This window comes from Curvibacter lanceolatus ATCC 14669, assembly GCF_000381265.1.
GTDB lineage: Bacteria > Pseudomonadota > Gammaproteobacteria > Burkholderiales > Burkholderiaceae_C > Curvibacter > Curvibacter lanceolatus.
Map to the genome: position 1 here is coordinate 133,420 of NZ_KB906253.1, position 25,136 is coordinate 158,555.

The window sequence follows — 25,136 nt, forward strand, 5'->3', positions numbered from 1 at the left end:
ATGAAACCTCCTGTGTTGTGCAGCAGGCAGTATGGAAGTGCCGAGCCACAATGCACTCCGGGTTTTTGCCAGGGCCGTCAAGCCCGTACCGCCCGGCTTGCCAGGGCCAGAAACGCATTGCGTTCATCGTCAGTCAGGGGTCCGAGGATCTCGTTCTGCAGCTCCTGCACGATGGGCAGCAGCGTGGCGTGGATGCGCTCGCCCTCGGGGCTGAGCGACAGCTCGCGCGCTCGGCGGTCGCGCTCGCTGACGATGCGTTTGACCCAGCCCTTTTGCTCCATCCGGTCGATCACGCCGCCGATGGTGGCGCGGTCGTAGGCAATCAGCTCGGCCACTGTGGCCTGGTCGGTGGCAGGGTGGGCCTGGATGGCGTCGAGCGCGGCAAATTGAACCGGTGTCAGGTCGAAGCCGGCGGCCTGGGTGCGTTGGGTGAACACCTGGGTCGATTGCTGGTGCAGGCGCCGTATCAGGTGGCCCGCCATGTCGAGTGAGTTCATGCCTGCGCTCCGGGTGGTGTTTTTGATAAGTGTACTTATTTTATTGACAGCAATTAGTAAGCATAGTTATTATTTGCATACATACCGCCAAACCCTGGACGGTATCCCCCCATCCCAAGGAGACAAGCCATGCAGTTCTACAAAAACGGGTTCCGAGGCGGCAGCCCCGACATCAAGCAAGCCGCGCCAAACCGTCGCAACCGGGGCATCAACGAGCCCCTGCCTGAAAAAGTGGATGTGCTGATCGCTGGCACCGGGCCGGCCGGCCTGTGCCTGGCGGCTCAGCTGGCGCAGTTCCCCGAGATCGAGACGATGATCATCGAGCGCATGCCCACCAACATCATCAAGGGCAAGGCCGACGGCATCAACACGCGCACCATGGAGATGTTCCAGGCCTTCGGCTTTGCCGACAAGGTCAAGCGCGAAACCTACTGGGTGAACCAGACCGCGTTCTGGATGCCCGACCCGGCCAACCCCGAGCACATCAAGCGCGTGGGCCGGGTGCAGGACGTGGCCGATGACAGCTCGGAGATGCCCCACATCCTGATCAACCAGGCGCGCCTGCACGAGCTGTTCCTGGAGGTGATGAAGAACTCGCCCTCGCGCCTCGAGCCCGATTACAGCTGGGAGATCGTGGGCCTCACGGTCGACCCCGACACCGACGACCACCCGGTCACCGTCACCCTCAAGGATGCCAGCGGCGTGAACTGGGGCGCCACCCGCACCGTGCGCGCCAACTACGTGGTGGGCTGCGACGGCGCCCACTCGGCCGTGCGCAAGGCCATCGGCGGTGTGCTGCATGGTGACGCCGCGCACCAGGCCTGGGGCGTGATGGACATCCTGGCCAACACCGATTTCCCCGATGTGCGCCAGAAGTGCCTGATCTCGTCGGCCAGCGAAGGCAATGTGCTGATCCTGCCGCGCGAAGGCGGCTATGTGTTCCGCATGTACGTGGAGCTCGACAAGCTGCGCCCCGACGAGAAGGCCGCCAGCCGCAAGTTCACCCAGGACGACATGATTGCCGCGGCCAACCGCATCATCCGGCCCTATTCGATCGATGTGAAGGAGGTGGTCTGGTGGTCGATCTATGACATCGGCCACAGCATCACCGACAAGTTCGACGACGTGCCCGAAGGCAGCGAGCGCAACCCCCGCGTGTTCACTGCGGGTGATGCCTGCCACACCCACTCGCCCAAGGCGGGCCAGGGCATGAACGTGTCGATGCAGGACACCTTCAACCTCGGCTGGAAGCTGGTGCACGTGCTGCAGGGCCGGGCCGACGCCAGCCTGCTGCGCAGCTACTCCAAAGAGCGCCTGACCGAGGCCCGCCGCCTGGTCGAGACCGACCACGAGTGGGCTCGCATCATGTCGGCCCCCACCACCCAGGCTGAGCGCGACGGCACTGAAGAGCCGCGCATCATCCGCCAGTTCAAGCAGAACCTCGAGTTCACGGGCGGCACGGCCGTCAAATACGACGCCTCGACCTTGATCGCATCCCCCAAGTACCAGGCCCTGGCGCGTGGCGAGGAAATCGGCCGCCGCTTCCATTCCGCACCCGTGGTGCGCCTGGCCGATGCCAAGCAGATGCAGTTGGGCCATGTGGCCGAGGCCGACGCGCGCTGGCGCCTGTATGCCTTTGCCGGCCAGGCCGACAGCTCCGCACCCGGCTCGGCGATCCACCGGCTGGCCGACTGGCTGGAATCCGACCCGGCCTCGCCGGTGCGCCGGCACACCCGCCCGGGCGAAGACATCGATGCGGTGATCGACTTCCGGGCCGTCTTCCAGCAGACCTTCGAGCAATTGGCGTACGAGCACATGCCCTCGCTGCTCAAGCCCAAGACGGGTCGACTGGGCTTGCAGGACCACGAGAAGGTCTTCTGCGTGGACCACAAGGGCGCAGGCGATATTTTTGACATGCGACGCATCGACCGGGCCCGCGGCTGCATCGTGGTGGTCCGCCCTGACCAGTACATCGCCCACGTCCTGCCCCTGGATGCCTTTGACGAACTGGCGGCCTTCTTCGCCGGCATCCTGCGCTGAGTGGCGGCCCTCGGGCCGCCATTTTTTGCATAAGAAGCGTTGTAAATATTCGTTTTTCAACCCAGCCTGGGCACGAACAATGGCGCCACCATGACCCGTGTCAAGACAGGCTGAGCTGGCGTTGCTGAAGCTGCTCAGGCAGGCTGTTGCGCGCACCGGTCAGATCGGTCCCACGATTCTTTCCAGGAGTGCCAAACATGAGCCAGACCTTGCGGCTGCCCGATGGGGCGCTGGCCCAGGCTGCCCCCGCCCCGGGGGCACCCGTTGCGGGCGCCTTGCCCGGCGGGCAGGTGCGGCTGTTGCGGCTGTGGCAAAGGGCCGGGCGGGCGCTGCGCCCCTGGTTGCTGCCCTGGGCCGTGCCCCTGCTGCTGCTCTTGCTGTGGTGGGTGGCGGCCCGACAGGGTTGGATTGCTCCGCAGGTGCTGCCTTCGCCCGAGGATGTGGGCACCACCCTGGTTGACTTGGTGCGCAGCGGCGAGATGGCCGACAACCTGTGGATCAGCGCGCAGCGGGTGCTGTTCGGCTTTGGCGTGGGTGCCTCGGCCGGCTTGCTGCTGGGCGTGGGCATGGGCCTGTCGCCGCGCTTCAAAGACTATGTGTACCCCTTGTTCAAGGCCTTCAGCCAGGTGCCCGTGCTGGGCTGGCTGCCGTTGCTGATGTTGCTGGTCGGCATTGACGAGGCGCTGAAGATCATCCTCATCTCCAAGGCCGCACTGGTGCCGGTGGCGCTGAACACCGCCAAAGGCATCGAGAACGTGCCCAACCGCTATGTCGAGGTGGCACGGGTGTTCGGCTTCACGCGCTGGCAGCTGCTGTCGCGGGTGGTGTTTCCGGCCGCTGCGGCGCCGATCTGGAACGGCATCCGCTACGGGCTCACTCACGCCTGGCTGGCGTTGGTGGTGGTCGAGCTGCTGGCCTCGTCTGAAGGGCTGGGTTTCATGATCGTTTACGGCCGCCAGTTGTTTCAGCTGGATGTGGTGATGGCGGCGGTGATCGTGGTGGGCGCGGTGGGCTTTGCGCTTGACAAGCTGCTGGCCCTGGTCGAGCTGCGCCTGCTGCGCTGGCGCCGGGTTGGTTTTTGATGCGTGCTTTTGATCCAGAGGCCTCCCATGTCTGAACCCGTTTCCATTTCCGCCTCTTCGGGGCCCGCGCCCCGGCGCAGGCCGTCGTTTTCGTTGCCCCCGGCCCTGCGCGGCTGGGTGCTGCCCCTGCTGCTGTTGCTGCTGTGGTGGCTGGCGGTGTCGCTGGGCTGGTCCAAGTCGCCCTTGCTGGTGCCGGTCAGCCAGGTCTGGCACACCGCGGTCGAGCAGACCGTGAGCGGCGAGCTCTGGCGTGCCTTGCGCTCCAGCCTGTGGCGCGATCTGCTGGGTTTTGCCATCGGTGCCAGCGCGGGCCTGATCTTCGGCACCGTGCTGGGCCTGTCGCGCCTGTTCGAGAGCCTGCTGGGCCCGAGCTTTCACACGCTCAAGCAGATCTCGCTGTTTGCCTGGATCCCGCTGCTCTCGGTGTGGTTTGGGCTGGGCGATGCGGCCAAGGTGGCATTTCTGTCGCTGGCCGCGTTCTTCCCGGTGGTGCTCAACACTTTCGAGGGCATTCGCAGCGTGGCGCCCGAGTTGATCGAGGTGGGGCGGGTGTTTGAGTTTTCGCGCTGGCAGATGCTGCGCCGCGTGGTGCTGCCCTCGGCCCTGCCTTCGGTGTTTGCCGGCATCCACCTGGGCCTGATCTACGCCTGGCTGGCCACCCTGGGCGCCGAGTACCTGCTGGTGTCGGGCCAGGGCATCGGCAACACCCTGATCGATGGGCGCGAGCACTTCAAGATGGACCTGGTGCTGTTCGGCGTCATCGTGGTCGGCCTGGTGGGCTTTGCCCTGAACTGGCTGGCCAGCCAACTCGAGCACCGCCTGCTGGCCTGGCGCGGGCGCTCGGTGGCCCAGTACGAATAAGCCGCTTGTCACGCGCAGCACAACCCCTGTCGTTCTCACTTTCCCGGACCGATTCACCATGGCACATGCAGGAACCCTGACGCTGCAAAACGTCAGCAAGCAATACGAGGTCAAGGGCGCTGCCCTGCCGGTGTTGCAAGACATCTCGCTTTCGATCACCCCAGGTGAGTTCGTCAGCATCGTGGGCGCCAGCGGCTGCGGCAAGTCCACGCTGCTGCGCCTGATCATCGGGTTGGAGGAGGGCTACCAGGGCCAGATCCTGCTCGACGGCCAGCGCATCAAGGGCACCAGCCTGAACCGCGGCATCGTGTTCCAGGAGCACCGGCTGTTCCCCTGGCTCAATGTGCGCGACAACATCGGTCTGGGCCTGCTCAACTCTGACCAGACCGAGGGCCAGAAGCGCATGGCCGTGAACGAGCACATCGAGCTGGTGGGCCTGAACGGCTTCGAGACCGCCTACCCGCACCAGCTCTCGGGCGGCATGTCGCAGCGCGTGGCGATTGCGCGTGCCCTGGTCAACCGGCCCGACATCCTGCTGCTCGACGAACCCTTTGGCGCCCTCGACGCCCTCACGCGGGCCCACTTGCAGCAAGAGCTGCACCGCATCTGGCAGCAGGAAGGCATCACCATGATCCTGGTGACGCACGATGTGGAAGAGGCCGTCTACCTGGGCGACAAGGTGGTGGTGATGGAGCCCCGCCCGGGCCGCATCCGCCAGGTGCTGCCGGTGCCCCTGCCGCACCCGCGCGACCGTGCCAGCTTTGCCTTCACCCAGGTGAAAGAGTCGGTGCTGCGCGAGTTCTTGGGCCACCCGGCTGCCGAGCTGATCGAGCCCCCGCTGCGCCAGGAAGCCCCTGCTGCCTCCCAATGGCAATTTGCCGTCTGACGTCATGCCGACTCCCCAAGACTCCCAAGCCCCCCAACTGGCGCCTGTTGCGGCCGCAGCGTCTGCCCCTCGCCGTGCCTTCTTCCGCCGCGCCACCGCCGCCCTGGGCGCCGTGGCCGCCACGCCCCTGCTGGCGCAGGCTCAGGTTCAGAACGCCGTGCCCGCCGAGGCCGCGCCGCTGGCGGTGCCCGACTGGAGCCGCCAGCCCGGCGAGCCCGTGCTGTGGCACCCCTATGGCCAGCCCTCCGAGCACGAGCGCCACGTGGTGCGGCGCAGCCGCGGCAACGCGCCTTTCCCGGGGGCGGCTTCGTCGATGACGCCGCTGGCCGATCTGTTCGGCATCATCACCCCCACCGGGCTGGTGTTCGAGCGCCACCACGCCGGCATCCCGCAGATCGACCCGGACCAGCACCGCCTGGTGATCCATGGTCTGGCCAAGCGGCCCCGCGTGTTCACCATGGACGACCTGCTGCGCTTCCCCTCGGTGTCGCGCATCCACTTTCTGGAGTGCTCGGGCAACACCGGCACCGAGTGGCGCACCCCCACCTCGGCCAACGTTCAGTTGTCGCATGGCCTGTTGTCGTGCTGCGAGTGGACCGGCGTGCCGCTGTCGGTGCTGCTCGACGAGGTGGGCATCGCCCCCGAGGCGCGTTGGATCCTGGCCGAAGGCGCCGATGGCGCGGCCATGTCGCGCAGCATCCCGGTGCACAAGGCCTTTGAAGACGCCCTGGTGGTCTATGCCCAGAACGGTGAGCGCCTGCGACCCGAAAGCGGCTACCCGCTGCGCCTGTTCCTGCCCGGCTTCGAGGGCAACATGAGCATCAAGTGGCTGCGCCGCCTGAAGATCGGCACCGAGCCCTTCCAGACCCGGGAGGAAACCTCCAAGTACACCGATTCGTTGCCCGACGGCACGGCGCGACAGTTCACCTTTCTGATGGAGGCCAAATCCGTCATCACCCGACCCTCACCGGGGCAGGTGCTGCGCCAGCGTGGCTTTCATGAAATCAGCGGCCTGGCCTGGAGCGGTCTGGGGCGCGTCAAGCGGGTCGATGTGTCGGTCGATGGCGGGCGCAGCTGGCGCGAGGCCCCCTTGCAGGGCCCCGTGCTGAACCGTGCCCTGACCCGCTTCAGCCTGGGCTGGCATTGGGACGGCTCACCCGCCGTGCTGCAAAGCCGGGTGATCGATGAGACCGGCTATGTTCAGCCCACCCGCGAGCAACTGATTGCGGCACGCGGCTTGAACTCGCTCTACCACTACAACGCCATCCAGAGTTGGCAGCTGTCAGCCGATGGGAGCCTGAAGAATGTCCATGCCTGAAGCCCAAAGCCCGCGCCGAAACCTGTTGTCCGCATACCCCTGCCTGCGCGCCTGGGCCTTGCCGTTTGGCTTGGCCCTGGGCGGTTTGCCCCTGGCGGTCCAGGCCCAAACCAGCCCAGGCGCTGCGCCTTACGGCTTTGGCCGTGCAGCCACCCCGGCGGCCATCGCCGCCTGGGACATCGACATCGATGCCCAAGGCCGCGGCCTGCCGCGTGGCCAGGGCAGTGTGGCCGAGGGCGCCCGCCTGTACGCCGAGAAATGCGCCGCCTGCCATGGCGAGCGCGGCCAGGGCAAACCGGCCGACGCCCTGGTGGGTGGCAATGTGCCGCTGGGGGAGCAAAAAAGCACGCCGCTCAAGACCGTGGGCAACTTCTGGCCGTATGCCACCACCTTGTTCGATTTCATTCGCCGGGCCATGCCCTACAACGCGCCGCAAAGCCTGCCGCCTGACGAGGTGTATGCGCTGACGGCCTGGGTGCTGCATGCCAATGGCGTGCTGCCCGCCGATGCGGTGCTGGATGCACCACGCCTGAGCGCCCTGAAAATGCCCAACCAGGCGGGCTTTGTCAGCGACGCCCGGCCCGATGTCAGCAACTGGGCCTGCCGCACCTGTCGCTGAATGCCGACCAGGCGCCCGCATAGAGCCGGCATCGAGCCGGCTTAGCGCCCTTTCTTTGCCCCCCTCAACGCCCCGCAGACTCTGGTCCCGGGGCTTTCGGCCTTGGGTTGCGCCTGCGCGATCGGTCCGCACTTCGTCATATCCAAATCTGAAAACCTGCGTTCACGGGCCGCAGGTGGCGTCTTACCTTTGAAGGCAGAACACCCACATTCGCCAAAAAAGGATCGCACCCATGACCCCAGAACAAACGCCCCGGCACGCACCGGCCCGAACACCCCAGCGTTGGCTGAACGTGCTGCTGGCGCTGTCCGTTTCGCTGTTGGCCGCCATCAGCCCCGTTCAGGCGGCGGCCCCCGCTTCCATCCGCATCGGCGTGGCCACGGGCGGCGTGGGCGGCCCGCCGCGCACGGGGGGCTCCACCGTCGGCATCGTCAATGCCCAGGGCCTGATCGAGAAAGAGTTCGAGAAAGACGGCATCAAGGTCGAGTGGATCTTCTTCAAGGGCGCCGGCCCGGCGGTCAACGAAGCCTTGGTCAACCAGCAGCTGGACCTGGCCTGGCAGGGCGACCTGCCCTCCATCGTGCACCGCGCCAATGGCGTGAAGACCCGCATCGTGCTGGGCACCGGCGTGCGTACCGGCCTGTACCTGGGCGTGCCGCCGGACTCGACCATCAGCCGCATCGAAGACCTCAAAGGCAAGCGTGTGGCCGTGTTCAAGGGCACCAACCTGCACCTGGCCGCCGTGCGCGCCCTGGCGGTGCATGGCCTGAAAGAGAGCGATGTGAAGCTCATCAACCTTGACCCGGCCGGTACCCAGGCGGCCCTCAGCACCCGTGACATCGACGCGGCCTTCAGCTATGTCGACCTGTTCCGCCTGCGCGAAAGCGGCGTGGCCAAGGTGGTGTGGTCGGCGGCGGCGGATTCGTACCGCTTCACGCGGCAGACCGTGCTGCTGGCCACCGAGGTCTTTGCCACCGAACACCCCGAGCTGGTGCAGCGCGTGGTGAATGTGGTGGTGCGCACCGCGCGTGAGTATTCCGAAGAGTCGCGCCGTGGTGACTTGTTTGCCCAGTGGGGCAAGGCCGAGCTGCCCGAAAAATACTGGCGCGAAGACTTTGTGGGCCAGCCGCTGCGGGTGCGCCTGTCACCCTTGCTCGATCCCTTTCTGGTGTCCCGCTACAAGGACGCCACCGACGAGTCCTTCAAGCTCAAGCTGATCCGCAAGCAGCCCGAGATCGACAGCTGGTTTGACCGCCGCTTTCTGAACGCCGCCCTCAAAGAGCAAAAGCTCGAAGGCTATTGGCCCGAGTACGCCGCCGACGGCAACCTGGTGGGCAGCCAGGGCGCCAAGCGCTGAACCTGAAACCTCAAGCACGGAGTCCACATGAGTCAGAGAAAACTGCGCCTAGGCGCCTTTGTCATGGCCACCGGCCACCACGTGGCCGCCTGGCGCCACCCCGGCTCGCAAATCGACTCGGGCGTCAACATCGATCACTACATCGAGGTGGCCAAGACAGCCGAGCGCGGCCTGTTCGACCAGGTCTTTGTGGCCGACAGCCCGGGCCTGTGGCACCGGGGTGGTGATGAATCGCTGAGCCGCCAGGGCCGGGTCTCGTACTTCGAGCCGGTCACGCTGTGGGCGGCGCTGTCGGCGGTCACCCAGCACATCGGCTTTGTGGCCACGGCCTCCACCACCTACGAAGACCCCTACCTGCTGGCGCGCAAGTTCGCCTCGCTGGACCACATCAGCAAGGGCCGCGCCGCCTGGAACGTGGTCACCACCAGCGCCGACAACGTGCACGGCAATTTCGGCATTGATGCGCACCCCGACCCTGCCGTGCGCTACGAGCGGGCGCATGAGTTCGTGCACGTGGTCAAGGGCCTGTGGGACAGCTTTGACGACGATGCCCTGGTGCGTGACCGGGCCAGCGGCGTCTACGTCGATCCGCGCAAAATCCATGAGCTCAACCACGTGGGCAAGTACTTCAAGGTCAAGGGCCCACTGAACATCGAGCGCCCACCCCAGGGCTACCCGGTGATCGTGCAGGCGGGCTCGTCGGAAGACGGCAAAGAGCTGGCCGCCGCCAGTGCCGAGGCCATCTTCACCGCCTGGACCAGCCTGGCCGAGGCCCAGGCCTTCTACCGGGATGTGAAGGGCCGCCTGGCGCGCTACGGCCGCCGCCCCGAGCAATTGCTGGTGCTGCCCGGCATCTCGCCCGTCATCGGGCGCACCGAGGAGGAGGCCCAGGCCAAATGGGCCGAGCTGCAGGGCCTGATCCACCCCTCGGTGGGCCTGGCCACGCTCGAGCCTTTCTGGCCCGGTGAAGACCTGCAGCGCTGGGATCTGGACGCCGTGCCACCTTACTACCCCGAGCCACCCAAGGGCATCAACAGCCGCGCCCACGTGGTGATCGAGCTGGCCCGCCGCGAGCGCTTCACCGTGCGCCAGCTGTACGAGTACCTGGCCGGCGCGCGCGGCCACTGGGTGGTGGTGGGCACGCCCACCACCATCGCCGACCGAATCCAGGAGTGGTTCGAGAACGGCGCGGCCGATGGCTTCAACGTGATGCCGCCGGTGCTGCCGCAGTCGCTCAACGAGTTTGTCGACCTGGTGGTGCCCGAACTGCAGCGCCGTGGCCTGTTCCGCACCGCCTACGAGGGCCGCACCCTGCGCGAGAACCTGGGCCTGGAGCGCCCGGCCAGCCGCTACGCGCAACAGGCCAAGGCGGCCTGAGCACCGCCTTTCATGTTGTCCCGCCTTCATCTCACGTCCATTGATCAGGAGAACCCACGATGAGCAGCACCGTTCTGGAACCCACCCACGCCGCCTCCACCTCGGCACCCTTTGAACTGCAGCCCCTGGCCGGCAAGCTCGGGGCTGAAGTGCGCGGCCTGCGCCTGTCGGGCGAACTGGATCCCGCCACCTTCGCCGCCCTCAAGCAGGCCCTGCTGCGCCACAAGGTGCTGTTTTTCAAGGGCCAGCAGCACCTGGACGATGCTTCGCACCAGGCCTTTGCCCGCCTGTTCGGGCCGCTGGTCGAGCACCCCACCGTGCCCTCACGCGACGGCACCCAGATCCTGGAGCTGGACTCGGCCCATGGTGGCCGTGCCGATTCCTGGCACACCGACGTGACCTTTGAGGTTGACTACCCCCAGGTGGCGGTGCTGCGCTCGGTGGTCATCCCGCCGACAGGGGGCGACACCGTGTGGGCCAACACCGTGGCGGCTTACGACGAGCTGCCCCCCGCGCTCAAGACCCTGGCCGATCAGCTCTGGGCATTGCATGGCAATGACTACGACTACGCCGCCACGCGCGCCAAGCCCGATGCCCACGGCGCCCAGAAATACCGCCAGGTGTTCACCTCGCGCCTGATCGAGACCGAGCACCCCCTGGTGCGTGTGCACCCTGAAACGGGCGAGCGCTCGCTGGTCGCGGGCCACTTCATCAAGCGCTTTGTGGGCTACAACGGGCAGGACAGCCGCAGCCTGCTGGAGCTGTTCCAGAACCACATCACCCGGCTGGAGAACACCGTGCGCTGGCGCTGGAGCGAGGGCGACGTGGCCATCTGGGACAACCGCGCCACCCAGCACTACGCCATCAACGACTACGGCGACCAACACCGCGTGGTGCGCCGCGTCACGGTGGCCGGCGATGTGCCGGTGTCGGTGGATGGCCAGCGCAGCCGGCCGCGCCAGCCGGTGAATTGAGGGCCGGCGGCGCTGGCCAAGGGGCGATTCCCCGGTCTCCTGGAGCGGGGGCCTCGCGGGTCGGCGGGGTGAGCCATCTGAGCCCCATCGGTGACTTTGCGGGGCCATACGGGTTCTCTTGAATGCGAGCGCCGCTGTTTGTTCATGCTCTGGTTTTCATGGGCCCTGCAGGCGCTGCGCTGGCCTGCTTCACCCTGTCAATATCCACCACCCAATCCCCCGCTTCCCGCCCAGCGGCCTAGGGCACACCCTTAACGATTGTTCGCGATGCGCGAGCGGGCTTGACTTCGGACAATTCGCGGCAGAACAACTCGGAGACTGCCCATGTCAAGCCCACGCCGCCATCGCCTGCTTTCGCTCACCCTCATTGCCGGGGGGGTCTTCACCACCGCTTTGCCCGCCATGGCTTTGCGCCCGCCGGCGGATGTGGATGGGCAGCGCATCCAGCGGGCGGATCAAGAGCCCGGCAACTGGATGAGCCATGGCCGCACCTATGACGAGCAGCGTTTCAGCCCGCTCAAGCGGGTGAACGATGGCAACGTGGGCCAGCTTGGCGTGGCCTGGACCTACAAGCTCGACATCGACCGTGGTGTGGAGGCCACGCCCATCGTGGTGGATGGCGTGATGTACACCACCGGCGCCAAAAGCATCGTCTATGCGCTGGATGCCCGCACGGGCAAGCCCTTGTGGAAGTTCGACCCGCAGGTGCGGGTGGAAAGCCTGTCTACCGGCTGCTGCGACATCGTCAACCGCGGTGTGGCCGTCTGGAAGGGGCGTGTCTATGTGGGCGCCTTCGATGGTCGCCTGATCGCGCTGGACGCCCGCAACGGGCGCAAGGTCTGGGAGGTGGATACCGTCATCGACCACAAGAAGAGCTACACCATCACGGGCGCCCCGCGCATCATGAAGGGCAAGGTGCTGATCGGCAATGGTGGTGCCGAGTTCGGGGTGCGGGGCTATGTGACGGCCTACGACGCCGACACCGGCCGGCAGGCCTGGCGCTTCTACACCGTGCCTGGCGACCCGAAGATCCCGCCCGAGAACGCCGCCATGGAGATGGCCCTCAAGACCTGGTCGGGCAATGGCTGGGTGAAGTGGGGTGGTGGCGGCACGGTGTGGGATTCGATGGCCTACGACCCCGAGCTGGACCTGCTCTATGTGGGTGTGGGCAATGGCTCACCCTGGAACTACGATTTCCGCAGCGAAGGCAAGGGCGATAACCTGTTTCTGTCGTCCATCGTGGCCGTGCGCCCCGACACTGGCGAGTACGTGTGGCACTACCAGACCACACCCGGCGACCGCTGGGATTTCACCGCCACACAGCACATGGTGCTGGCCGACATCGTGATCGAGGGCAAGCCGCGCAAGGTCATCATGCAGGCGCCCAAGAACGGCTTCTTCTACGTGCTGGACCGGCAGACGGGCAAGCTGCTGTCGGCCGACAAGTTTGTGCCGGCCAACTGGGCCTCGCATGTGGACCTGAGCACGGGCCGCCCGGTGATGACGGGCGAGGCCGATTACAACAAGGGCCCGAAGATGGTGGTGCCCTCGTTCCTGGGCGGCCACAGCTGGCAGCCCATGTCGTTCAACCCCCAGACGGGCTACATCTACCTGCCGGCGCAAGAGACGGTCGCCGGGCTGGAGGCGGCCAAGGCGCCCGAGTTTCTGCCCACCAAATCGGTGGTCAACCTCGGCCTGAATGCCCCCGACCTGCCTGAAGACCCCCAGATCACCCAACAGGTGCGCGACGCCTGGAAGGGCCGCCTGATCGCCTGGGACCCGGTGAAGAAGGCGCCGGCCTGGACGGTGGACTACAAGGCCCCGGGCAATGGCGGCACCCTCAGCACGGCCGGCAATCTGGTGTTCCAGGGCACGGCCGATGGCCGGGCCGTGGCCTATGCCGCAGACACCGGCCGCAAGCTGTGGGAGCAGCGCGTCAACTCCGGCGCCATGGCGGGCCCGGTCACCTACGAGGTGAAGGGCGAGCAATACGTGACCTTCATGGTGGGTTGGGGCGGGGCCTTGCCCCTGATCGGGGGGCCCTTGTCGCTGGGCGCCCAGGTGCAGCCCGAAGCGCGCGTGGTCACCTTCAAGCTCGACGGCAAGGCCAAGCTGCCCGCACCGGCCCAACAGGCCCGCGATCTGCCCCCGCTGCAAACGCTGGCGGCCAGCGCCGAGCAGGTGCAGCAGGCGCGCACCCTGTTCAATGGCCTGTGTGCCTCGTGCCACGGCATCAACGCCATCAGCGGCGGCGTGGTGCCCGACCTGCGCTACCTGAGCCCCGCCAAACACCAGCAGTTTGCCGGCATCCTGTACGGCGCCCGCATCCCCAAGGGCATGCCCAGTTTCAATGGCGTGCTGACGATGGATCAGGTGGAGCTGATTCGCCAGTACCTGGTCAAGCGCAGCCATGACCTGGCGTCGGAGCTGGAGGCCAGCAAGGGCGGCAAGGCGGCGCAAGCGGGGGCCGTGGGTGCGGTAGGGGCCGCGGGGCAACGTTGAGCCCTCAATCGCCCCTTTGGCAGGCCCTTTGGGGGGGCGCGAGGATCTCGGTGCCGGCGCTGCGACCGCTGTTGCCCTGGCTGTGGCCTCAAGGCGCGGTGGTGGGCAGGCGTGGGCTTGCGATGCCGGTGATGGGCGTCATCGGCAGCCGCCAGGCGATGAAGCCGGCGGCCGAAGGGCTCAGGCACCCGCGCTGGGCCCCTGGGCCCATGTCGTCACGGGATAGAGGCACTGGCAGGTGCGCCCATGCCGGCGCACCTGGAGAGCTCGGTGGTTTACTGGCCGTTCTTTTCGGCCTTCGCGGCGGCGGCACCTTCGGCTTTTCGCTTGGCGCGGGCTGCCTTTTTCTCTTCAGCGCTCACCTTGCCCGATGCTGCCGACTTGCTGTCACCCAGGGCCACTTCGCCCCCTTGAGGAACCGGGGTTGCCTTGGCGGCAGCGGCGCCGTTGGCCTTGCGCTCTGCACGTGCTGCTTTCTTTTCTTCGGGCGTGACGATTTTGGTGGCGGCAGCCTTGCTGTCTGCCGCCTCGACCTCGCCGGCCGCGAAGGCTGTGCCGATGAAGGCCTGTGACACCAGAAGACCGGCGATCAAAATTTGCTTGTTCATGTGGAATCCTGTTTGAAATGGAACTTGGAAACGGTTGTTGAAAATGAGGGGGCAGAGACTCTGCCCCCCGCCGCTGGGGCTCGGCTGTGCATGCCCGTGCCCCATTTCGCCTACCCCATCTGCCGGGGTGCTTGCAGACGGGGCCGAAACAATTTTGCGCGCACAGCCACCTGCATGCCAAGGCGGGGTGTCATGGCTCGGTGGTGCGCAAGCCCACGATGGCGATGCCGGTGACGGCCGCCACCGGCAGCAGCAAGGCCGCAAAGCCGACCGCCGAGTAGCTGAGGGCGCCCGCGATCGACCCCAGGGCAAAGGTCAGCACCGGGTAGAAGAGCCGGCTGATGCGCTGGTGCAGGCCCGCATCCCTGCGCCCGGCGATCCAGTCGCTGGCCTCCATGACCAGTTGGGTCACATTGCCCGTCATGACCGTGTTGGGCGTCAGCTTGGCCAGCAGCATCCTGCTGCTGGCGTTCTGCATGCCCATGGCGCCTGCGCCAAACAGGCCCGCGGCGTAGGCCAGGGGCTGACCATGAGTCGGTACCAGCTCTGAAGCCACCCCCGCCGCCATGAAGGCCAGCAAGAGCATGGCTTGCAGGCCCATCAAGGGGCGCAAGGCCGGCCGGCCTTGCCGTTCGAGAGCCAAAGCCCTCCAGCGGCAAAGCGCGACCGCGAGCACAAAGACCGGAAACGCCAGCAGCTTGAGCGCCACACCGCGCCCAGGCTGCACCAGCTCCGCACCGATCAACACAAAGTTGCCTGTGACGTGGGCGGTGAACAGGCCGAACAGGGCGACAAACCCAAGCGTGTCGACAAAGCCGGCCACCCCCGCCAAAAGCGTGGCGCCGTGGTGGGCAGAGAGGGGTTTCATGGTGGGGCGGTCTCCGGTGAGGGGGTCAGTGGGCGCGGAACTGGCTGCGCCACTGGCCTGGCGAGAGGCCCTCCGCGGCGCGGAAGCTGCGCGTCAGGTGGGCCTGGTCGGCAAAGCCGCATTCGATCGCGATGTCTGCAATCGAGAGCGGGCCTTTGAGCAGCAGCTTGGCCATGTCGATCTTGCGTGCCAGGCGCCACTGCGCCGGGCTGTAACCCGTCCAGGCCTTGAAGGCCATGCTGAAGTGGCCCCGCGACAAACCGCATTGGCGTGCCACGGCGGCCACGGTGCAATGGGCCTGCCCGCAGAGTTCGAACATGGACAAGGCCTGAATGCGATTGGAGCGGGACAATCCCCCGGCCGATGCTTGCAGGACGGCGGCATTCACTGGGCTGACTCCAGCTCAGGCGAGTCGACCAGGTGGGCCTCGACCAGCCACAGCAGCTTGTCTGTTTCTCGCGAAAGCTGGGTGAACAGGTCGGCCGTGCCTGCGTCACCGAGATGGCTGGCCACCTCAATGTCTTGCCGCACCCCAGCACCGAAGCCGCTCAGGGCCCCGCTGACGGCGTTGAGGTGGGCCGCGCCGCCCTTCAGCGTCAGCGGGTATTCCGCCAGCGAGCTGCCGTTGACCGCGGTTTTCAGGCGCCCATCGGCCGTGCCGCCCAGGGCGGTGATGCGCTCGGCGATGAGGTCGACCGCCTCTTCGATCGCATCGTGCACCGAATCCAGCAGCTGGTGCAGCTGGAAGAATTGAGGGCCCTTGACGTTCCAGTGCGCGTGCTTGAGCTGCGCGTCCAGGTCGATGGCATCGTTCAGGCGCTGCTGCAGCAGGCGTGCAACCTGCCCACGCACCAGCGGTGGCAGATCCATCTTGGTGACATATCCCATGGTGCTCTCCCTGTGATGTGGCTCAGGCCTGCAAGAAGGCCAGCAGCAACTCGTTGATGCGGTCCTTGTGCGTGGTGCACAGGCCATGGGGCGCGCCCGCCACGATCTCCAGCTTGGATCGCGGTGCCAGTTTGGCGGCCTCTCTGCCCGTGGTTTCCAGTGGCACGATCTGGTCATCATCCCCGTGGATGATCAGGGTGGGCACCGTCATGCGTTTGAGGTCTTCGCGCAGGTCGGTCTCCGAGAAGGCCTTGATGCATTCGTACTGGGCCAGGATGCTGCCCGTCATGCCTTGCAGCCAGAAGGTGTCGCGCACGGCCTCTGACACCTTGGCGCCAGGGCGGTTGTAGCCATAGAAAGGCAGGGTCAGGTCTTTGTAGAACTGGGCCCGATTGGCCTGCACGCCGGCGCGGATACCGTCAAACACCGACAGGGGCACACCGGCCGGGTTCCAGTCTGTTTTCGCCATGATGGGGGTGACCGCACCGATCAGCACCGCCTTGGCCACGCGTTTGGTGCCGTGCCGGCCGATGTAGCGCGCCACTTCGCCGCCGCCCGTGGAGTGGCCGACGTGCACCGCGTCCTTGAGGTTCAGCGCCTCGGTCAAGGCGGCCAGGTCATCGGCATAGTGATCCATGTCGTTGCCGAAGCCGGGTTGAGACGAGCGGCCATGACCACGCCGGTCATGGGCGATGACCCGGTAACCGCGCGATGCGAGGAACAGCATCTGATCTTCAAAGGCATCGCCGTTCAGGGGCCAGCCGTGGCTGAAGACGACGGGCTGACCTTGCCCCCAGTCGTTGTAGAAGATGCGGGTCTTGTCCTGGGTGACGATGACATTGCCTTGGTTCATGGTGTGGGCTCCTGGGTGTGACAGAGTGGATGGGTGGTTGGCGGGCTTGTCCTTGGCCATGGCCAGGGCGGGCAGAACAGCGGCGGCCCCCAGCAGGGCTTGGCGGCGATCGACGGGAACATTGAGTGGCATGGCATCTCCGGTGGCGGGTTGTCTACGGTGGCGATGGGGTCAGCGTAGTGATCCAGCGGCAACCCGTCTTGGACGTTATTGATGTGTTGGCCATCCATCCGCCATCCAACAGCCATCAACCTGAAATCGCCCGGCAATCAGTGGGCAATCAGTCGGCAATCGCTCGGGCATGGCTCGGCAGTCACCTGCCGGACCTCCGCCTGGGGCCCACAGGCCCCTCTCAGCTGCGCGTTCTGGGGACGATGCTGCCCGGGCTCACGCCAAGGCGTTGCTTGAAACGCCTGTTCAGATGGCTTTGATCCGCAAAGCCGCACAGGTGGGCCACTTCGGAGCAGGGCATGCCGGCTTGCAGGTACTGCTTGGCGCGGAAGATGCGGTAGGCCAGCAGGTAGTCGTGCGGGGCGATGCCGAAGGCCTGCTTGAACTGCCTCAGCAGGGTGTAGGGGTTGGTCTGGCACACCTGGGCCAGATCGCTCAGGCTGATCTTGTCCTGGAAGTGCGCTCTGAGGTACTCGATCGCCTGCATGGGCCGATGGCTGCAGGAGGCGGTCGACGCCTTCAGGCCCTGCCCGCTGCTGCGCTGGGCGATGGCCGACAACAGCCAGCTGAGGTAGGTCGTGGCCAGCAAGGTGCATTCGTTGCCTTGTTCGAACAGCCAGTGCGTGTCCCAGAACAGCTGCACCAGCTCCGGGCTCATGATCACGGGCGACGAAAAATCGACGGCCGGCAGAACACCGTGTGACTCTTCATAGATCTGCGCCAGCCGCTTGCCCGACAGGTGCATCTCCCGGCATTCTGGTGCGGTGTCAGCGCTGGCTCGGGCTTCGATGAGGCGGGCCGAAAAGACCTGGCCGGCATTGCGAATCACCAGGTGATCAGGCGTTTCATCGTGCTGGCGCCGGTCCTGCTCGCTGCGCCAATAGGAATGCCGGAAGGCCAGGATGGTGATGTCATCGTGGAACACCCGGTTGAACGCCAGCGGCTGATCGGTGGAGATCGCCACGCGCTGAAAGCCGATGTCATCGGTGCGCCAGGCAATCACCTGGTGTTGCGGTCTGGACGGGGTTTTCCCGTCGCGGGAGGTCGCGCTCGTCATCGTTGCCGGGCCCGCCAGTCTTGTAGGGCCACCAGCACGAAACCGCCCACCAGGCCCAGGTGTTCATAGAAGGCATTGGCCACGCCGTCGCGCAGCGGTGGCTCCAGGGTCCAGTACCGGTTGGCCAGAAAGGTCGCCGCGAGGGTGAAGCACGCCAGCAGGGCGGCTGCGAGCCCACGCCACCAACCCGTCAGGATCATGAGGGACGCCCCCAGTTCCAGCACGATGGTGCCGCCCGCCAGGAGCGGGGCAGGGGCCAGGCCGAAGTGCTGCATCTCCTGCACCGCTGCCGGAAAATCAAGCAGCTTGTTGACGCCCCCCTGCAGGTAGGCCGCGCAAAGCCCGAGCAGGGCCAGCCCATGAAGGGCCGACGCCAGGCGATGCGCTGGCCCTTGGGGCGACTGATCCGTCAATGATCTGAGCATGCTCGCCTCGCTCGGGGTCAGATGGCCCAGCAGGCACAGCCGAGTGCCCCCCAGAAGCTCTTGAGGTCGGCGATGGGCAGCTGGCGGCTCCAGGCGGTGGCATGCTCGTGGCCATGCACCCCGCAACTCACGTTGCAGGCACAGGCTGAGGCGGCCTGGCGCTTCAAGCTGGCTTGCAAGGGGGCTCCACCTTCGTCAGCCCAGCCCGCATAGCCGCCAAAGGTGCGCACTGGTGACCAGTCTGGCATGGCTGGGGGAGGCGCGGCCTCGTCGTGATCCTGGAAGATGCCCGATGCATACACCACCTTGCCACCCACCAGAGTCAGCAAGGAGGTGGTGTCGGCAATATCGGACTCGGGGCAGGCAAAGAAATCGCGATCGGGCACCATCAGGTCGGCCAGTTGGCCGGCTTCGATGCGGCCTTTCTTGCCCTCCTCATTGGAGAACCAGGTCACGTTGTCTGTCCACATGCGCAGCGCGGCTTCGCGGTCCAGGCAATTGCGCTGCGGGTAGAGCTGCAGGCCGCCCACCGTCTTGCCGGTGACCAGCCAGGACAAGGACACCCAGGGGTTGTACGAGGCGACGCGGGTGGCATCGGTGCCCGCCGACACCTTCACGCCTTTCTCGAGCATGCGGGCCACGGGTGGCGTGGCCTCGGCGGCGCCCCTGCCGTAGCGCTCGACAAAATACTCGCCCTGGTAGGCCATCCGGTGCTGCACCGCGATGCCGCCACCCAGCGCCGCGATGCGGTCGATGGACTGTTCGGAGATCGTCTCGCAGTGGTCAAAGAACCAGTTCAGCCCTTGCAGGGGCACGCTCTGGTTCACGCGCTCAAACACGTCCAGGGCGCGGCTGATGGTTTCGTCGTAGGTGGCGTGCAGGCGCCAAGGCCAACGGTTCTGCGCGAGCAGACTCACCACGGCCTCGAGTTCACCCTCCATCTCGGGCCCCATGTCAGGGCGGGGCTGGCGGAAGTCTTCAAAATCGGCGGCCGAAAACACCAGCATCTCGCCCGCCCCGTTGTGGCGAAAGTAGTCGTCGCCCTGCTTGTACTTCGAAGTGGCGGTCCATTGCAGAAAGTCTTCCTTCTCTTGCTTGGGCTTTTGCGTGAAGAGGTTGTAGGCCAGGCGAAGGGTCAGCTGCCCCGCGTCGGCCAGCGTCTGGATCACTTCATAGTCTTGCGGGTAGTTCTGGAAGCCGCCACCCGCATCGATGGCCCCGGTCACGCCCAGGCGATTCAGCTCGCGCATGAAGTGGCGCGTCGAGTTGATCTGGTAGTCGATGGGCAATTTGGGGCCTTTGGCCAGGGTGGCGTACAGGATGCCTGCATTGGGCTTGGCCAGCAACAGCCCGGTGGGGTTGCCGCCCGCGTCACGCAGGATCTCGCCACCCGGTGGGGCCTGGGTGTCCTTGGTGTAGCCCACGGCCCGCAAGGCGGCGCCATTGAGCAAGGCCCGGTCATACAGATGCAGGATGAAGACGGGGGTGTCCGGTGCGATCGCGTTGAGTTCCTCCAGCGTGGGCAGGCGCTTCTCCTGGAACTGGTGCTCGGTGAAGCCACCCACCACGCGAACCCACTGGGGCGCCGGGGTCAGGTCGACCTGGCGCTTGAGCATGGCCATCGCATCGGCCAGACTGCGCACGCCATCCCAGCGCAGCTCCATGTTGTAGTTCAGGCCACCACGGATGATGTGGATGTGGTTGTCGATCAGGCCGGGCAGCACGCGCTTGCCGCGCAGGTCGATGACCCGGGTGTTCGGGCCTGCCAGCGGCAGGATCTCGTGATCGCGCCCCACCTGCTGAAACCGCCCGTCCCGTATGGCCACGGCGCTGGCGTTGGGCTGGCTGCGGTCCAGCGTGGTGAACAGGCCACGGTGCAGGATCAGGTCGGGATGGCTGTTGGGGTTCATCATGTGTCCTGCCTTTCGGCGTTGGTTTCACGGGCCCTCGGCGGGGCTTTGGGCAGGTGCCCGAACATGTGCGGTTTGACCTGCTCGTTCAGCCAGGACACGCGGTGCGCGCGCTCTTGCAGAACCTGCCTGAGCAGAGACGGGATTTGCTCGCCCGCCAGGATACCCAGCAGGCCGACCAGCGCAATCACCGGGGGCGCCGGTGACCGCACATTGAGCGCCCCGTAGATGACACCCACCAACACACCGACGGCCAGTGCCAAAAGATAGGGCTTCATGGCCTGTCAGCCTTCGTGGGCGCCGAACATGGTCTTGGCGTAGGTGATGCCCAGGCCATAGGCGCCGCCGTACTGCTTGGCAATGCCCGTGGTGAGCTCATAGGTGTCGGTGCGCGCCCAGTCACGTTGCAGTTCCAGCAGGTATTGCAGCGCGGTCATGGGGCGGGCGCCGGCTTGAACCATGCGATCCATGGCACGGTTGTGGGCTTCTGCCGACACATCACCGCACGCATCGGCAATGACATACACCTCATAGCCCTGTGCCAGTGCAGACAAGGCCGGGCCGACGATGCAAACCGAGGTCCAGAGCCCGCCCAGCACCACGCGGTCACGCCCGATGGCATTGACCTGCTGGATCACGTTGGCGTCTTCCCAGGTGTTCATGGAGGTGCGGTCGATCAGCGCCTGGCCTGGGAAGGCGGAGGTGATTTCTTCGTACATGGGGCCGGAGAAGCTCTTTTCCGCCACGGTGGTGAGGATGGTGGGCACGCCAAAGCCCTTGGCGGCGCGCGAGATCAGGGCCGCGTTGTTGCGCAACTGGATGGCATCGATCGACTGCGTGGCAAACGACATCTGTGACTGGTAGTCGATCAGGATCAGGGCGTGGTCCGATGGCGTGAGCAGTTTGGCGCCGGGTGTCGGGGTGGCGGTGAGGGTCATGGTGAGATCCTTGAAAGTGTGGGAGAACAAAAATGAACAGAAGCGCGCCGATCGTGCCAAGTGCGTTCGGCGCCGTCTTGAAGATTTGTCAGGTGGTCGAGGCGGTGTCCGGCCGCATGTCACCGCGAGGGCAGCTCGCGCGGCGGCAGGTTGAAGACCAGCACCTCGGCCCGCTGGCCACCGCTCAAATGCAACACCTCTTCATGGCGCACACGGGCGCCATCGCCTTCGGCCAGCCTTTGCCCGTTCACCTCCAGGCTGCCGCGCGCCACATGCACATAGGCGTAGCGGTTCGGCCCCAGCGCCAAGGTGCTGGCCTCGTCACCGTCAAACAGGCCGGCATACACGCGGGCGTCCTGGTGAATGCGCAGTGAGCCCTCCGCACCGTCCGGCGAGATGATGAGGGCCAGTCGGCCACGCTTGTCCGCTTCGCTGAAGTGCTTTTGCTGGTAGCCCGGCTTGGCCGCCCGGATGTTGGGCACGATCCAGATCTGCAGAAAGTGCAGCGGCTCGGTTGCCGAGTGGTTGAACTCGCTGTGCCGCACCCCGGCGCCTGCGCTCATCAACTGCACGTCGCCAGGGTGGATGACCGAGCCGGTGCCCATCGAGTCCTTGTGTTCCAGCGCCCCTTCGAGCACATAGGAAAAGATCTCCATGTTGTTGTGCGGGTGGGTGCCGAAGCCCTGCTCGGCTTGCACCCTGTCGTCATTGATCACCAGCAGTTCAGAAAAGCCTTGCTGCTGGGGGTCGCGGTAGTGACCGAATGAGAAGGTGTGGCGCGACTCAAGCCAACCCAAGTTGGCGAGGCCCCGATCGTTGGCTTTGCGAAGTTCAAGCATGCTGCTCTCCGGACTGGGTGATCTTTCGATCTGGTTGATGATCAATTTCATCGAATCAACCAATCAGTGAGGTGTTTCCGATGAATAGACGTTAGTTTCCGTTTCGGAATAGCCCCTTGGATTGAAGAATTTCATGCTTCATAATCGAAAAATTCGAACATAGATGGGGCGCTGCAAGCATGTTGAAAATCACCCTCGAAGCCATTGAGTTGGTGGACGCGATTGACAGGCATGGCTCATTCGCCGCGGCGGCCGAGTGGCTTCACAAGGTGCCATCGACGGTGTCCTATGCCATCACCAAGCTCGAAGCCCAGTTGGGCATGGCTTTGTTTGTGCGCAACGGGCCGCGCATCACCCTCACGCCCCCAGGGCGGGAGATGCTCAAGGAAGGGCGGTGGCTGCTCAATGCCGCAGCCGATCTGGAGTCGCGGATGTGCCAGATCGCGACCGGCTATGAGTCCGAGTTGCGCCTGGTCCATGATTCCTTGGTCCCGCCCAGTGCACTGGCGCCAGATGTCTGCGCTTTTGAAGACCTGCGTTGTGGCACCCGTTTGCGCATCGCCTGCGAAGCCCTGACCGGCAGCTGGGAGGCCTTGCGGGACGATCGCGCCGATCTGGTCATTGCGGCCGGCGATGGCCCGGCCGGCGGCGGCTACCGGGCGGTCAACGTGGGTTCGCTCGCTTTTGGCTTTTGTGTGGCGCCAACCCACCCCTTGGCCAGGGCGCAGCTGCCCTTGAGTCGGGACGAGCTGTTGCAGCACACCGCCATCGTGGTGGGTGACAGCGCACGCCACCTGTCAGAGCGGACGGTGGGGGTGCAGCTGGGCCAGAAGCGGATCACCGTGCCCTCGATGGAGGCCAAGATCGCCTACCAGGTGGCGGGGCTTGGCCATGGCTTTCTGCCCCTGGCCTGCATCCAGTCTGAATTGGCCCGCGGCACCCTGGTCGAATTGCCTTGCCAGGAACCCAGGCCTGACGAGCAATTCTGGCTGGGCTGGAAGATCGGCCACGAGGGCGAGGCGCTGAAGTGGTGGGTGAATCGGCTCTCCCGGCCCCTGCTGCCGCACATCCTGGCCAAGTGAGGGGGGCAGGGGGCGTGCAGAGGGGGCTGCATCGCTGTGGCTTCGATGCCAGTCCGCAGGCCCGAAGGGGGCATCGCCGTGGTGGGATTCGGGCGCTGAGCCTGTCCCTCAGCCCTACACGCCAGCGCCCCGTGCTTTGGCAGGCTGGCCTTGAACGCTCAGGCAGCCTTGGCCGCCACCGGCCGCTTCACCACCCCCAGCGCCAGCGCTGTCACCACCGTGCCCGCCGCAATCGCTGCGGCATACAGCAGCACCTGATTGACGGCATTCGGGATGGCCAGCACAAAGATGCCGCCGTGGGGGGCCTGCAGGCCGATGTGCCAGAACATGCTCAGGCCACCGGCCACGGCCGAGCCGAGCACGCAGGCCGGGATCACGCGCAGGGGGTCGCGCGCCACGTAGGGGATGGCGCCTTCGGAGATGAAGGCCAGGCCCAGCACGGCGGTGGCTTTGGCGGCGTCGCGCTCTTCGGCCAGAAAGCGGCTGCGAAACAGCCAGCAGGCCAGGGCGATGCCCAGCGGCGGGGTCATGCCGCCGGCCATGGCCGCGGCCATGGGTTCGGTCACGCCCGAGCCGATCAAGGTGGTGGAGAACACATAGGCCGCCTTGTTGACGGGCCCGCCCATGTCCACGGCCATCATGCCGCCCAGCACCAGGCCCAGCATCACGGCGCTGCCCGTTTGCAGGCCCTTGAGCCAGCTGGTCAGGGCGCCCATCACGGCGGCCATGGGCTCGCCGATCACCATCAGCATCAGCACGCCGGTGATGGCCGCGCCCAGCAGCGGCAGCAGCAGCACGGGCTTGAGCCCCTCCAGCCCGCGCGGCAGGCGCAGGTAGCGGTTGAGTGCCTGCACGCTGTAGCCGGCAATGAAGCCGGCCGCAATGGCGCCCAGAAACCCGGCCCCCACCGTGCCGGCCAGCAGGCCGCCGATCATGCCCGGCGCAATGCCGGGGCGGTCGGCGATCGAGTAGGCGATGTAGCCGGCCAGGGCCGGCAGCATCAGGGCAAAGCCGGCCTTGGCCCCGACCTGGAACAGCACCCAGCCCAGCGTGCCTTTGTGGGCATCGTCATACACATAGATGCCGCCCAGCGCAAAGGCCAGCGCAATCAGCAGGCCGCCGGCCACCACAAAGGGCAGCATGAACGACACACCCGTCATCAGGTGCTTGTAGGCGCCGGTGCGGGCCTGCGGGCCGGCCTGCGCTGCGCTGGCCGAAGCCGCTGCTGTGGGGGCCGCGGCGCTGGTCCAGACCACGGCCTGGCGGGCCGCCTCGGTGAACACGGCGCCCGCGTCGTGGATGGCGGCCTTGGTGCCGGTCACGTGCAGGCGCTTGCCCACAAAGCGTTCGCGGTTCACCTGGGTGTCGGCGGCAATGATCACCAGGTCGGCCTCGGCAATGGCCTGGGTGCTGAGGGTGTTCTGTGCGCCCACCGAGCCCTGGGTTTCGACCTGGATGGCGTGGCCCAGGGCCTTGGCACCTTGCTCCAGCGCCTCGGCCGCCATGAAGGTGTGGGCCACGCCGGTGGGGTAGGAGGTGACGGCCACGATGCGCAGGGGCGTAGCAGGAACACGGGGTGCGCTTGCGGCTGCAGGCGCCGCGGCCGGTGTCAGCGGTGTGGGCGTTGTGGTGTTCAAGCCTGGCTGTGCGGCGCCAGCGGCCGGCAGCAGGGCGCGGCGCAGCACGCCTTCGGCATCGGCCAGCACCTCGGCCGGCGTCACGCGCAGGGTGGGCACCTGGGGTTGCAGGTGAGGGGGCAGGGGCGTGTCCAGGTCCGAGGCCACGATGCAGGCCAGGGCGCCGGCCCGTTCGGTCTCGCTCCAGACGCCTTGGTCGCCCAGCGGGCTTTTCACCCACAGGGCCAGGTGGTGGCCCTGGCGTTCGGCGGCGGCCCGCAGGGCCTCGCCGGTGATGAAGCTGTGGGCGGGGCCAGCCTGGCTGGCCGCGAGGGCAATGAGTTGCGCCATGCGTGTCTCCGTGTGCT

General features: G+C 66.2%; 25 protein-coding genes. 11 read left to right on the top strand and 14 right to left on the bottom strand.

The window, feature by feature from the left end; all coding sequences use genetic code 11:
- Positions 1 to 77 precede the first annotated feature (77 nt).
- Complete coding sequence (locus F624_RS0100640) at positions 78 to 497, bottom strand: MarR family winged helix-turn-helix transcriptional regulator (protein WP_019572311.1); 420 nt, start codon at positions 495 to 497, stop codon at positions 78 to 80.
- Positions 498 to 626: 129 nt separating this feature from the next.
- Here F624_RS0100640 and F624_RS0100645 point away from each other — a divergent pair, with 129 nt between their 5' ends.
- From F624_RS0100645 to F624_RS0100690, 10 genes are all read left to right on the top strand, one after another.
- Positions 627 to 2,537, top strand: a complete 1,911-nt coding sequence (locus F624_RS0100645) for an FAD-dependent monooxygenase (RefSeq protein WP_019572312.1) — start codon at positions 627 to 629, stop codon at positions 2,535 to 2,537.
- Between the two features lie 197 nt (positions 2,538 to 2,734).
- Positions 2,735 to 3,619 carry an ABC transporter permease gene (locus F624_RS0100650; protein ID WP_019572313.1) on the top strand — a complete coding sequence of 295 codons (885 nt, stop codon included), beginning with the start codon at positions 2,735 to 2,737 and terminating at the stop codon, positions 3,617 to 3,619.
- A 27-nt stretch (positions 3,620 to 3,646) separates the two neighbouring features.
- On the top strand, positions 3,647 to 4,480 hold the full coding sequence (locus F624_RS0100655; protein WP_051107259.1) for an ABC transporter permease: 834 nt from the start codon (positions 3,647 to 3,649) through the stop codon (positions 4,478 to 4,480).
- A 58-nt stretch (positions 4,481 to 4,538) separates the two neighbouring features.
- The gene (locus tag F624_RS0100660; RefSeq protein ID WP_019572315.1) at positions 4,539 to 5,366 is read left to right on the top strand and encodes an ABC transporter ATP-binding protein; all 828 of its coding nucleotides are present in this window, start codon (positions 4,539 to 4,541) and stop codon (positions 5,364 to 5,366) included.
- A 4-nt stretch (positions 5,367 to 5,370) separates the two neighbouring features.
- Positions 5,371 to 6,684 carry a sulfite dehydrogenase gene (soxC, locus tag F624_RS0100665; RefSeq protein WP_019572316.1) on the top strand — a complete coding sequence of 438 codons (1,314 nt, stop codon included), beginning with the start codon at positions 5,371 to 5,373 and terminating at the stop codon, positions 6,682 to 6,684.
- The gene (locus tag F624_RS0100670) at positions 6,677 to 7,303 is read left to right on the top strand and encodes a c-type cytochrome (RefSeq protein ID WP_019572317.1); all 627 of its coding nucleotides are present in this window, start codon (positions 6,677 to 6,679) and stop codon (positions 7,301 to 7,303) included. The genes soxC and F624_RS0100670 overlap by 8 nt, the downstream gene beginning before the upstream one ends.
- Before the next feature lie 232 nt (positions 7,304 to 7,535).
- Positions 7,536 to 8,660, top strand: a complete 1,125-nt coding sequence (locus F624_RS0100675) for an ABC transporter substrate-binding protein (protein WP_019572318.1) — start codon at positions 7,536 to 7,538, stop codon at positions 8,658 to 8,660.
- Positions 8,661 to 8,687: 27 nt separating this feature from the next.
- A complete protein-coding gene (locus F624_RS0100680) occupies positions 8,688 to 10,037 on the top strand; it encodes an LLM class flavin-dependent oxidoreductase (RefSeq protein WP_031253753.1) in 1,350 nt (449 codons plus the stop codon).
- Positions 10,038 to 10,096: 59 nt separating this feature from the next.
- Positions 10,097 to 11,011 (top strand): TauD/TfdA dioxygenase family protein, encoded by a 915-nt coding sequence (locus F624_RS0100685; RefSeq protein ID WP_019572320.1) that lies wholly within the window; start codon positions 10,097 to 10,099, stop codon positions 11,009 to 11,011.
- 402 nt (positions 11,012 to 11,413) lie between these two features.
- Positions 11,414 to 13,513, top strand: coding sequence for a PQQ-dependent dehydrogenase, methanol/ethanol family (locus F624_RS0100690; RefSeq protein WP_019572321.1), 2,100 nt, complete (start codon positions 11,414 to 11,416; stop codon positions 13,511 to 13,513).
- Between the two features lie 88 nt (positions 13,514 to 13,601).
- Here the strand turns inward: F624_RS0100690 and F624_RS35305 are convergent, their stop codons facing one another.
- The 12 genes from F624_RS35305 to F624_RS0100750 form a co-directional block, all read right to left on the bottom strand.
- On the bottom strand, positions 13,602 to 13,745 hold the full coding sequence (locus F624_RS35305; RefSeq protein WP_169426506.1) for a hypothetical protein: 144 nt from the start codon (positions 13,743 to 13,745) through the stop codon (positions 13,602 to 13,604).
- 43 nt (positions 13,746 to 13,788) lie between these two features.
- Positions 13,789 to 14,226 (bottom strand): hypothetical protein, encoded by a 438-nt coding sequence (locus F624_RS0100700; RefSeq protein WP_245573527.1) that lies wholly within the window; start codon positions 14,224 to 14,226, stop codon positions 13,789 to 13,791.
- 85 nt (positions 14,227 to 14,311) lie between these two features.
- On the bottom strand, positions 14,312 to 14,989 hold the full coding sequence (locus tag F624_RS0100705) for a YoaK family protein (protein WP_019572324.1): 678 nt from the start codon (positions 14,987 to 14,989) through the stop codon (positions 14,312 to 14,314).
- Between the two features lie 25 nt (positions 14,990 to 15,014).
- Complete coding sequence (locus F624_RS0100710; protein WP_019572325.1) at positions 15,015 to 15,308, bottom strand: helix-turn-helix transcriptional regulator; 294 nt, start codon at positions 15,306 to 15,308, stop codon at positions 15,015 to 15,017.
- Between the two features lie 65 nt (positions 15,309 to 15,373).
- Positions 15,374 to 15,877, bottom strand: a complete 504-nt coding sequence (gene dps, locus F624_RS0100715) for a DNA starvation/stationary phase protection protein Dps (protein WP_019572326.1) — start codon at positions 15,875 to 15,877, stop codon at positions 15,374 to 15,376.
- 22 nt (positions 15,878 to 15,899) lie between these two features.
- Positions 15,900 to 16,730, bottom strand: coding sequence for an alpha/beta fold hydrolase (locus tag F624_RS0100720; RefSeq protein ID WP_031253758.1), 831 nt, complete (start codon positions 16,728 to 16,730; stop codon positions 15,900 to 15,902).
- A gap of 352 nt (positions 16,731 to 17,082) precedes the next feature.
- A complete protein-coding gene (locus F624_RS33130) occupies positions 17,083 to 17,904 on the bottom strand; it encodes an AraC family transcriptional regulator (RefSeq protein WP_019572328.1) in 822 nt (273 codons plus the stop codon).
- 50 nt (positions 17,905 to 17,954) lie between these two features.
- Positions 17,955 to 18,383: a DoxX family protein gene (locus tag F624_RS0100730; RefSeq protein ID WP_051107260.1), complete on the bottom strand. Its 429-nt coding sequence runs from the start codon at positions 18,381 to 18,383 to the stop codon at positions 17,955 to 17,957.
- Positions 18,384 to 18,400: 17 nt separating this feature from the next.
- Positions 18,401 to 20,293, bottom strand: coding sequence for an amidohydrolase (locus F624_RS0100735; RefSeq protein ID WP_019572330.1), 1,893 nt, complete (start codon positions 20,291 to 20,293; stop codon positions 18,401 to 18,403).
- Positions 20,293 to 20,571: a XapX domain-containing protein gene (locus F624_RS0100740; RefSeq protein ID WP_019572331.1), complete on the bottom strand. Its 279-nt coding sequence runs from the start codon at positions 20,569 to 20,571 to the stop codon at positions 20,293 to 20,295. Before F624_RS0100740 ends, F624_RS0100735 begins: the two co-directional genes overlap by 1 nt.
- Before the next feature lie 6 nt (positions 20,572 to 20,577).
- Positions 20,578 to 21,231: a hydrolase gene (locus F624_RS0100745; protein WP_019572332.1), complete on the bottom strand. Its 654-nt coding sequence runs from the start codon at positions 21,229 to 21,231 to the stop codon at positions 20,578 to 20,580.
- A 119-nt stretch (positions 21,232 to 21,350) separates the two neighbouring features.
- Positions 21,351 to 22,070, bottom strand: a complete 720-nt coding sequence (locus F624_RS0100750; RefSeq protein WP_031253760.1) for a pirin family protein — start codon at positions 22,068 to 22,070, stop codon at positions 21,351 to 21,353.
- A gap of 179 nt (positions 22,071 to 22,249) precedes the next feature.
- On the opposite strand from F624_RS0100750, the gene F624_RS0100755 reads away from it, so the two are divergent.
- Entirely contained in the window at positions 22,250 to 23,152 is a 903-nt protein-coding gene (locus F624_RS0100755; RefSeq protein WP_019572334.1) for a LysR family transcriptional regulator, read from the top strand.
- Between the two features lie 158 nt (positions 23,153 to 23,310).
- Here the strand turns inward: F624_RS0100755 and F624_RS0100760 are convergent, their stop codons facing one another.
- Positions 23,311 to 25,119 carry a fructose-specific PTS transporter subunit EIIC gene (locus tag F624_RS0100760; protein WP_019572335.1) on the bottom strand — a complete coding sequence of 603 codons (1,809 nt, stop codon included), beginning with the start codon at positions 25,117 to 25,119 and terminating at the stop codon, positions 23,311 to 23,313.
- Positions 25,120 to 25,136: the final 17 nt, after the last annotated feature.

Bases quoted from the DNA above. Each gene is read 5' to 3' on its own strand.
- F624_RS0100640 (WP_019572311.1), bottom strand. From the start codon at position 497: ATGAACTCACTCGACATGGCGGGCCACCTGATACGGCGCCTGCACCAG.
- F624_RS0100645 (WP_019572312.1), top strand. From the start codon at position 627: ATGCAGTTCTACAAAAACGGGTTCCGAGGCGGCAGCCCCGACATCAAG.
- F624_RS0100650 (WP_019572313.1), top strand. From the start codon at position 2,735: ATGAGCCAGACCTTGCGGCTGCCCGATGGGGCGCTGGCCCAGGCTGCC.
- F624_RS0100655 (WP_051107259.1), top strand. From the start codon at position 3,647: ATGTCTGAACCCGTTTCCATTTCCGCCTCTTCGGGGCCCGCGCCCCGG.
- F624_RS0100660 (WP_019572315.1), top strand. From the start codon at position 4,539: ATGGCACATGCAGGAACCCTGACGCTGCAAAACGTCAGCAAGCAATAC.
- soxC (WP_019572316.1), top strand. From the start codon at position 5,371: ATGCCGACTCCCCAAGACTCCCAAGCCCCCCAACTGGCGCCTGTTGCG.
- F624_RS0100670 (WP_019572317.1), top strand. From the start codon at position 6,677: ATGCCTGAAGCCCAAAGCCCGCGCCGAAACCTGTTGTCCGCATACCCC.
- F624_RS0100675 (WP_019572318.1), top strand. From the start codon at position 7,536: ATGACCCCAGAACAAACGCCCCGGCACGCACCGGCCCGAACACCCCAG.
- F624_RS0100680 (WP_031253753.1), top strand. From the start codon at position 8,688: ATGAGTCAGAGAAAACTGCGCCTAGGCGCCTTTGTCATGGCCACCGGC.
- F624_RS0100685 (WP_019572320.1), top strand. From the start codon at position 10,097: ATGAGCAGCACCGTTCTGGAACCCACCCACGCCGCCTCCACCTCGGCA.
- F624_RS0100690 (WP_019572321.1), top strand. From the start codon at position 11,414: ATGGCTTTGCGCCCGCCGGCGGATGTGGATGGGCAGCGCATCCAGCGG.
- F624_RS0100700 (WP_245573527.1), bottom strand. From the start codon at position 14,226: ATGGGGCACGGGCATGCACAGCCGAGCCCCAGCGGCGGGGGGCAGAGT.
- F624_RS0100705 (WP_019572324.1), bottom strand. From the start codon at position 14,989: ATGAAACCCCTCTCTGCCCACCACGGCGCCACGCTTTTGGCGGGGGTG.
- F624_RS0100710 (WP_019572325.1), bottom strand. From the start codon at position 15,308: ATGTTCGAACTCTGCGGGCAGGCCCATTGCACCGTGGCCGCCGTGGCA.
- dps (WP_019572326.1), bottom strand. From the start codon at position 15,877: ATGGGATATGTCACCAAGATGGATCTGCCACCGCTGGTGCGTGGGCAG.
- F624_RS0100720 (WP_031253758.1), bottom strand. From the start codon at position 16,730: ATGAACCAAGGCAATGTCATCGTCACCCAGGACAAGACCCGCATCTTC.
- F624_RS0100730 (WP_051107260.1), bottom strand. From the start codon at position 18,383: ATGCTCAGATCATTGACGGATCAGTCGCCCCAAGGGCCAGCGCATCGC.
- F624_RS0100735 (WP_019572330.1), bottom strand. From the start codon at position 20,293: ATGAACCCCAACAGCCATCCCGACCTGATCCTGCACCGTGGCCTGTTC.
- F624_RS0100740 (WP_019572331.1), bottom strand. From the start codon at position 20,571: ATGAAGCCCTATCTTTTGGCACTGGCCGTCGGTGTGTTGGTGGGTGTC.
- F624_RS0100745 (WP_019572332.1), bottom strand. From the start codon at position 21,231: ATGACCCTCACCGCCACCCCGACACCCGGCGCCAAACTGCTCACGCCA.
- F624_RS0100750 (WP_031253760.1), bottom strand. From the start codon at position 22,070: ATGCTTGAACTTCGCAAAGCCAACGATCGGGGCCTCGCCAACTTGGGT.
- F624_RS0100755 (WP_019572334.1), top strand. From the start codon at position 22,250: ATGTTGAAAATCACCCTCGAAGCCATTGAGTTGGTGGACGCGATTGAC.
- F624_RS0100760 (WP_019572335.1), bottom strand. From the start codon at position 25,119: ATGGCGCAACTCATTGCCCTCGCGGCCAGCCAGGCTGGCCCCGCCCAC.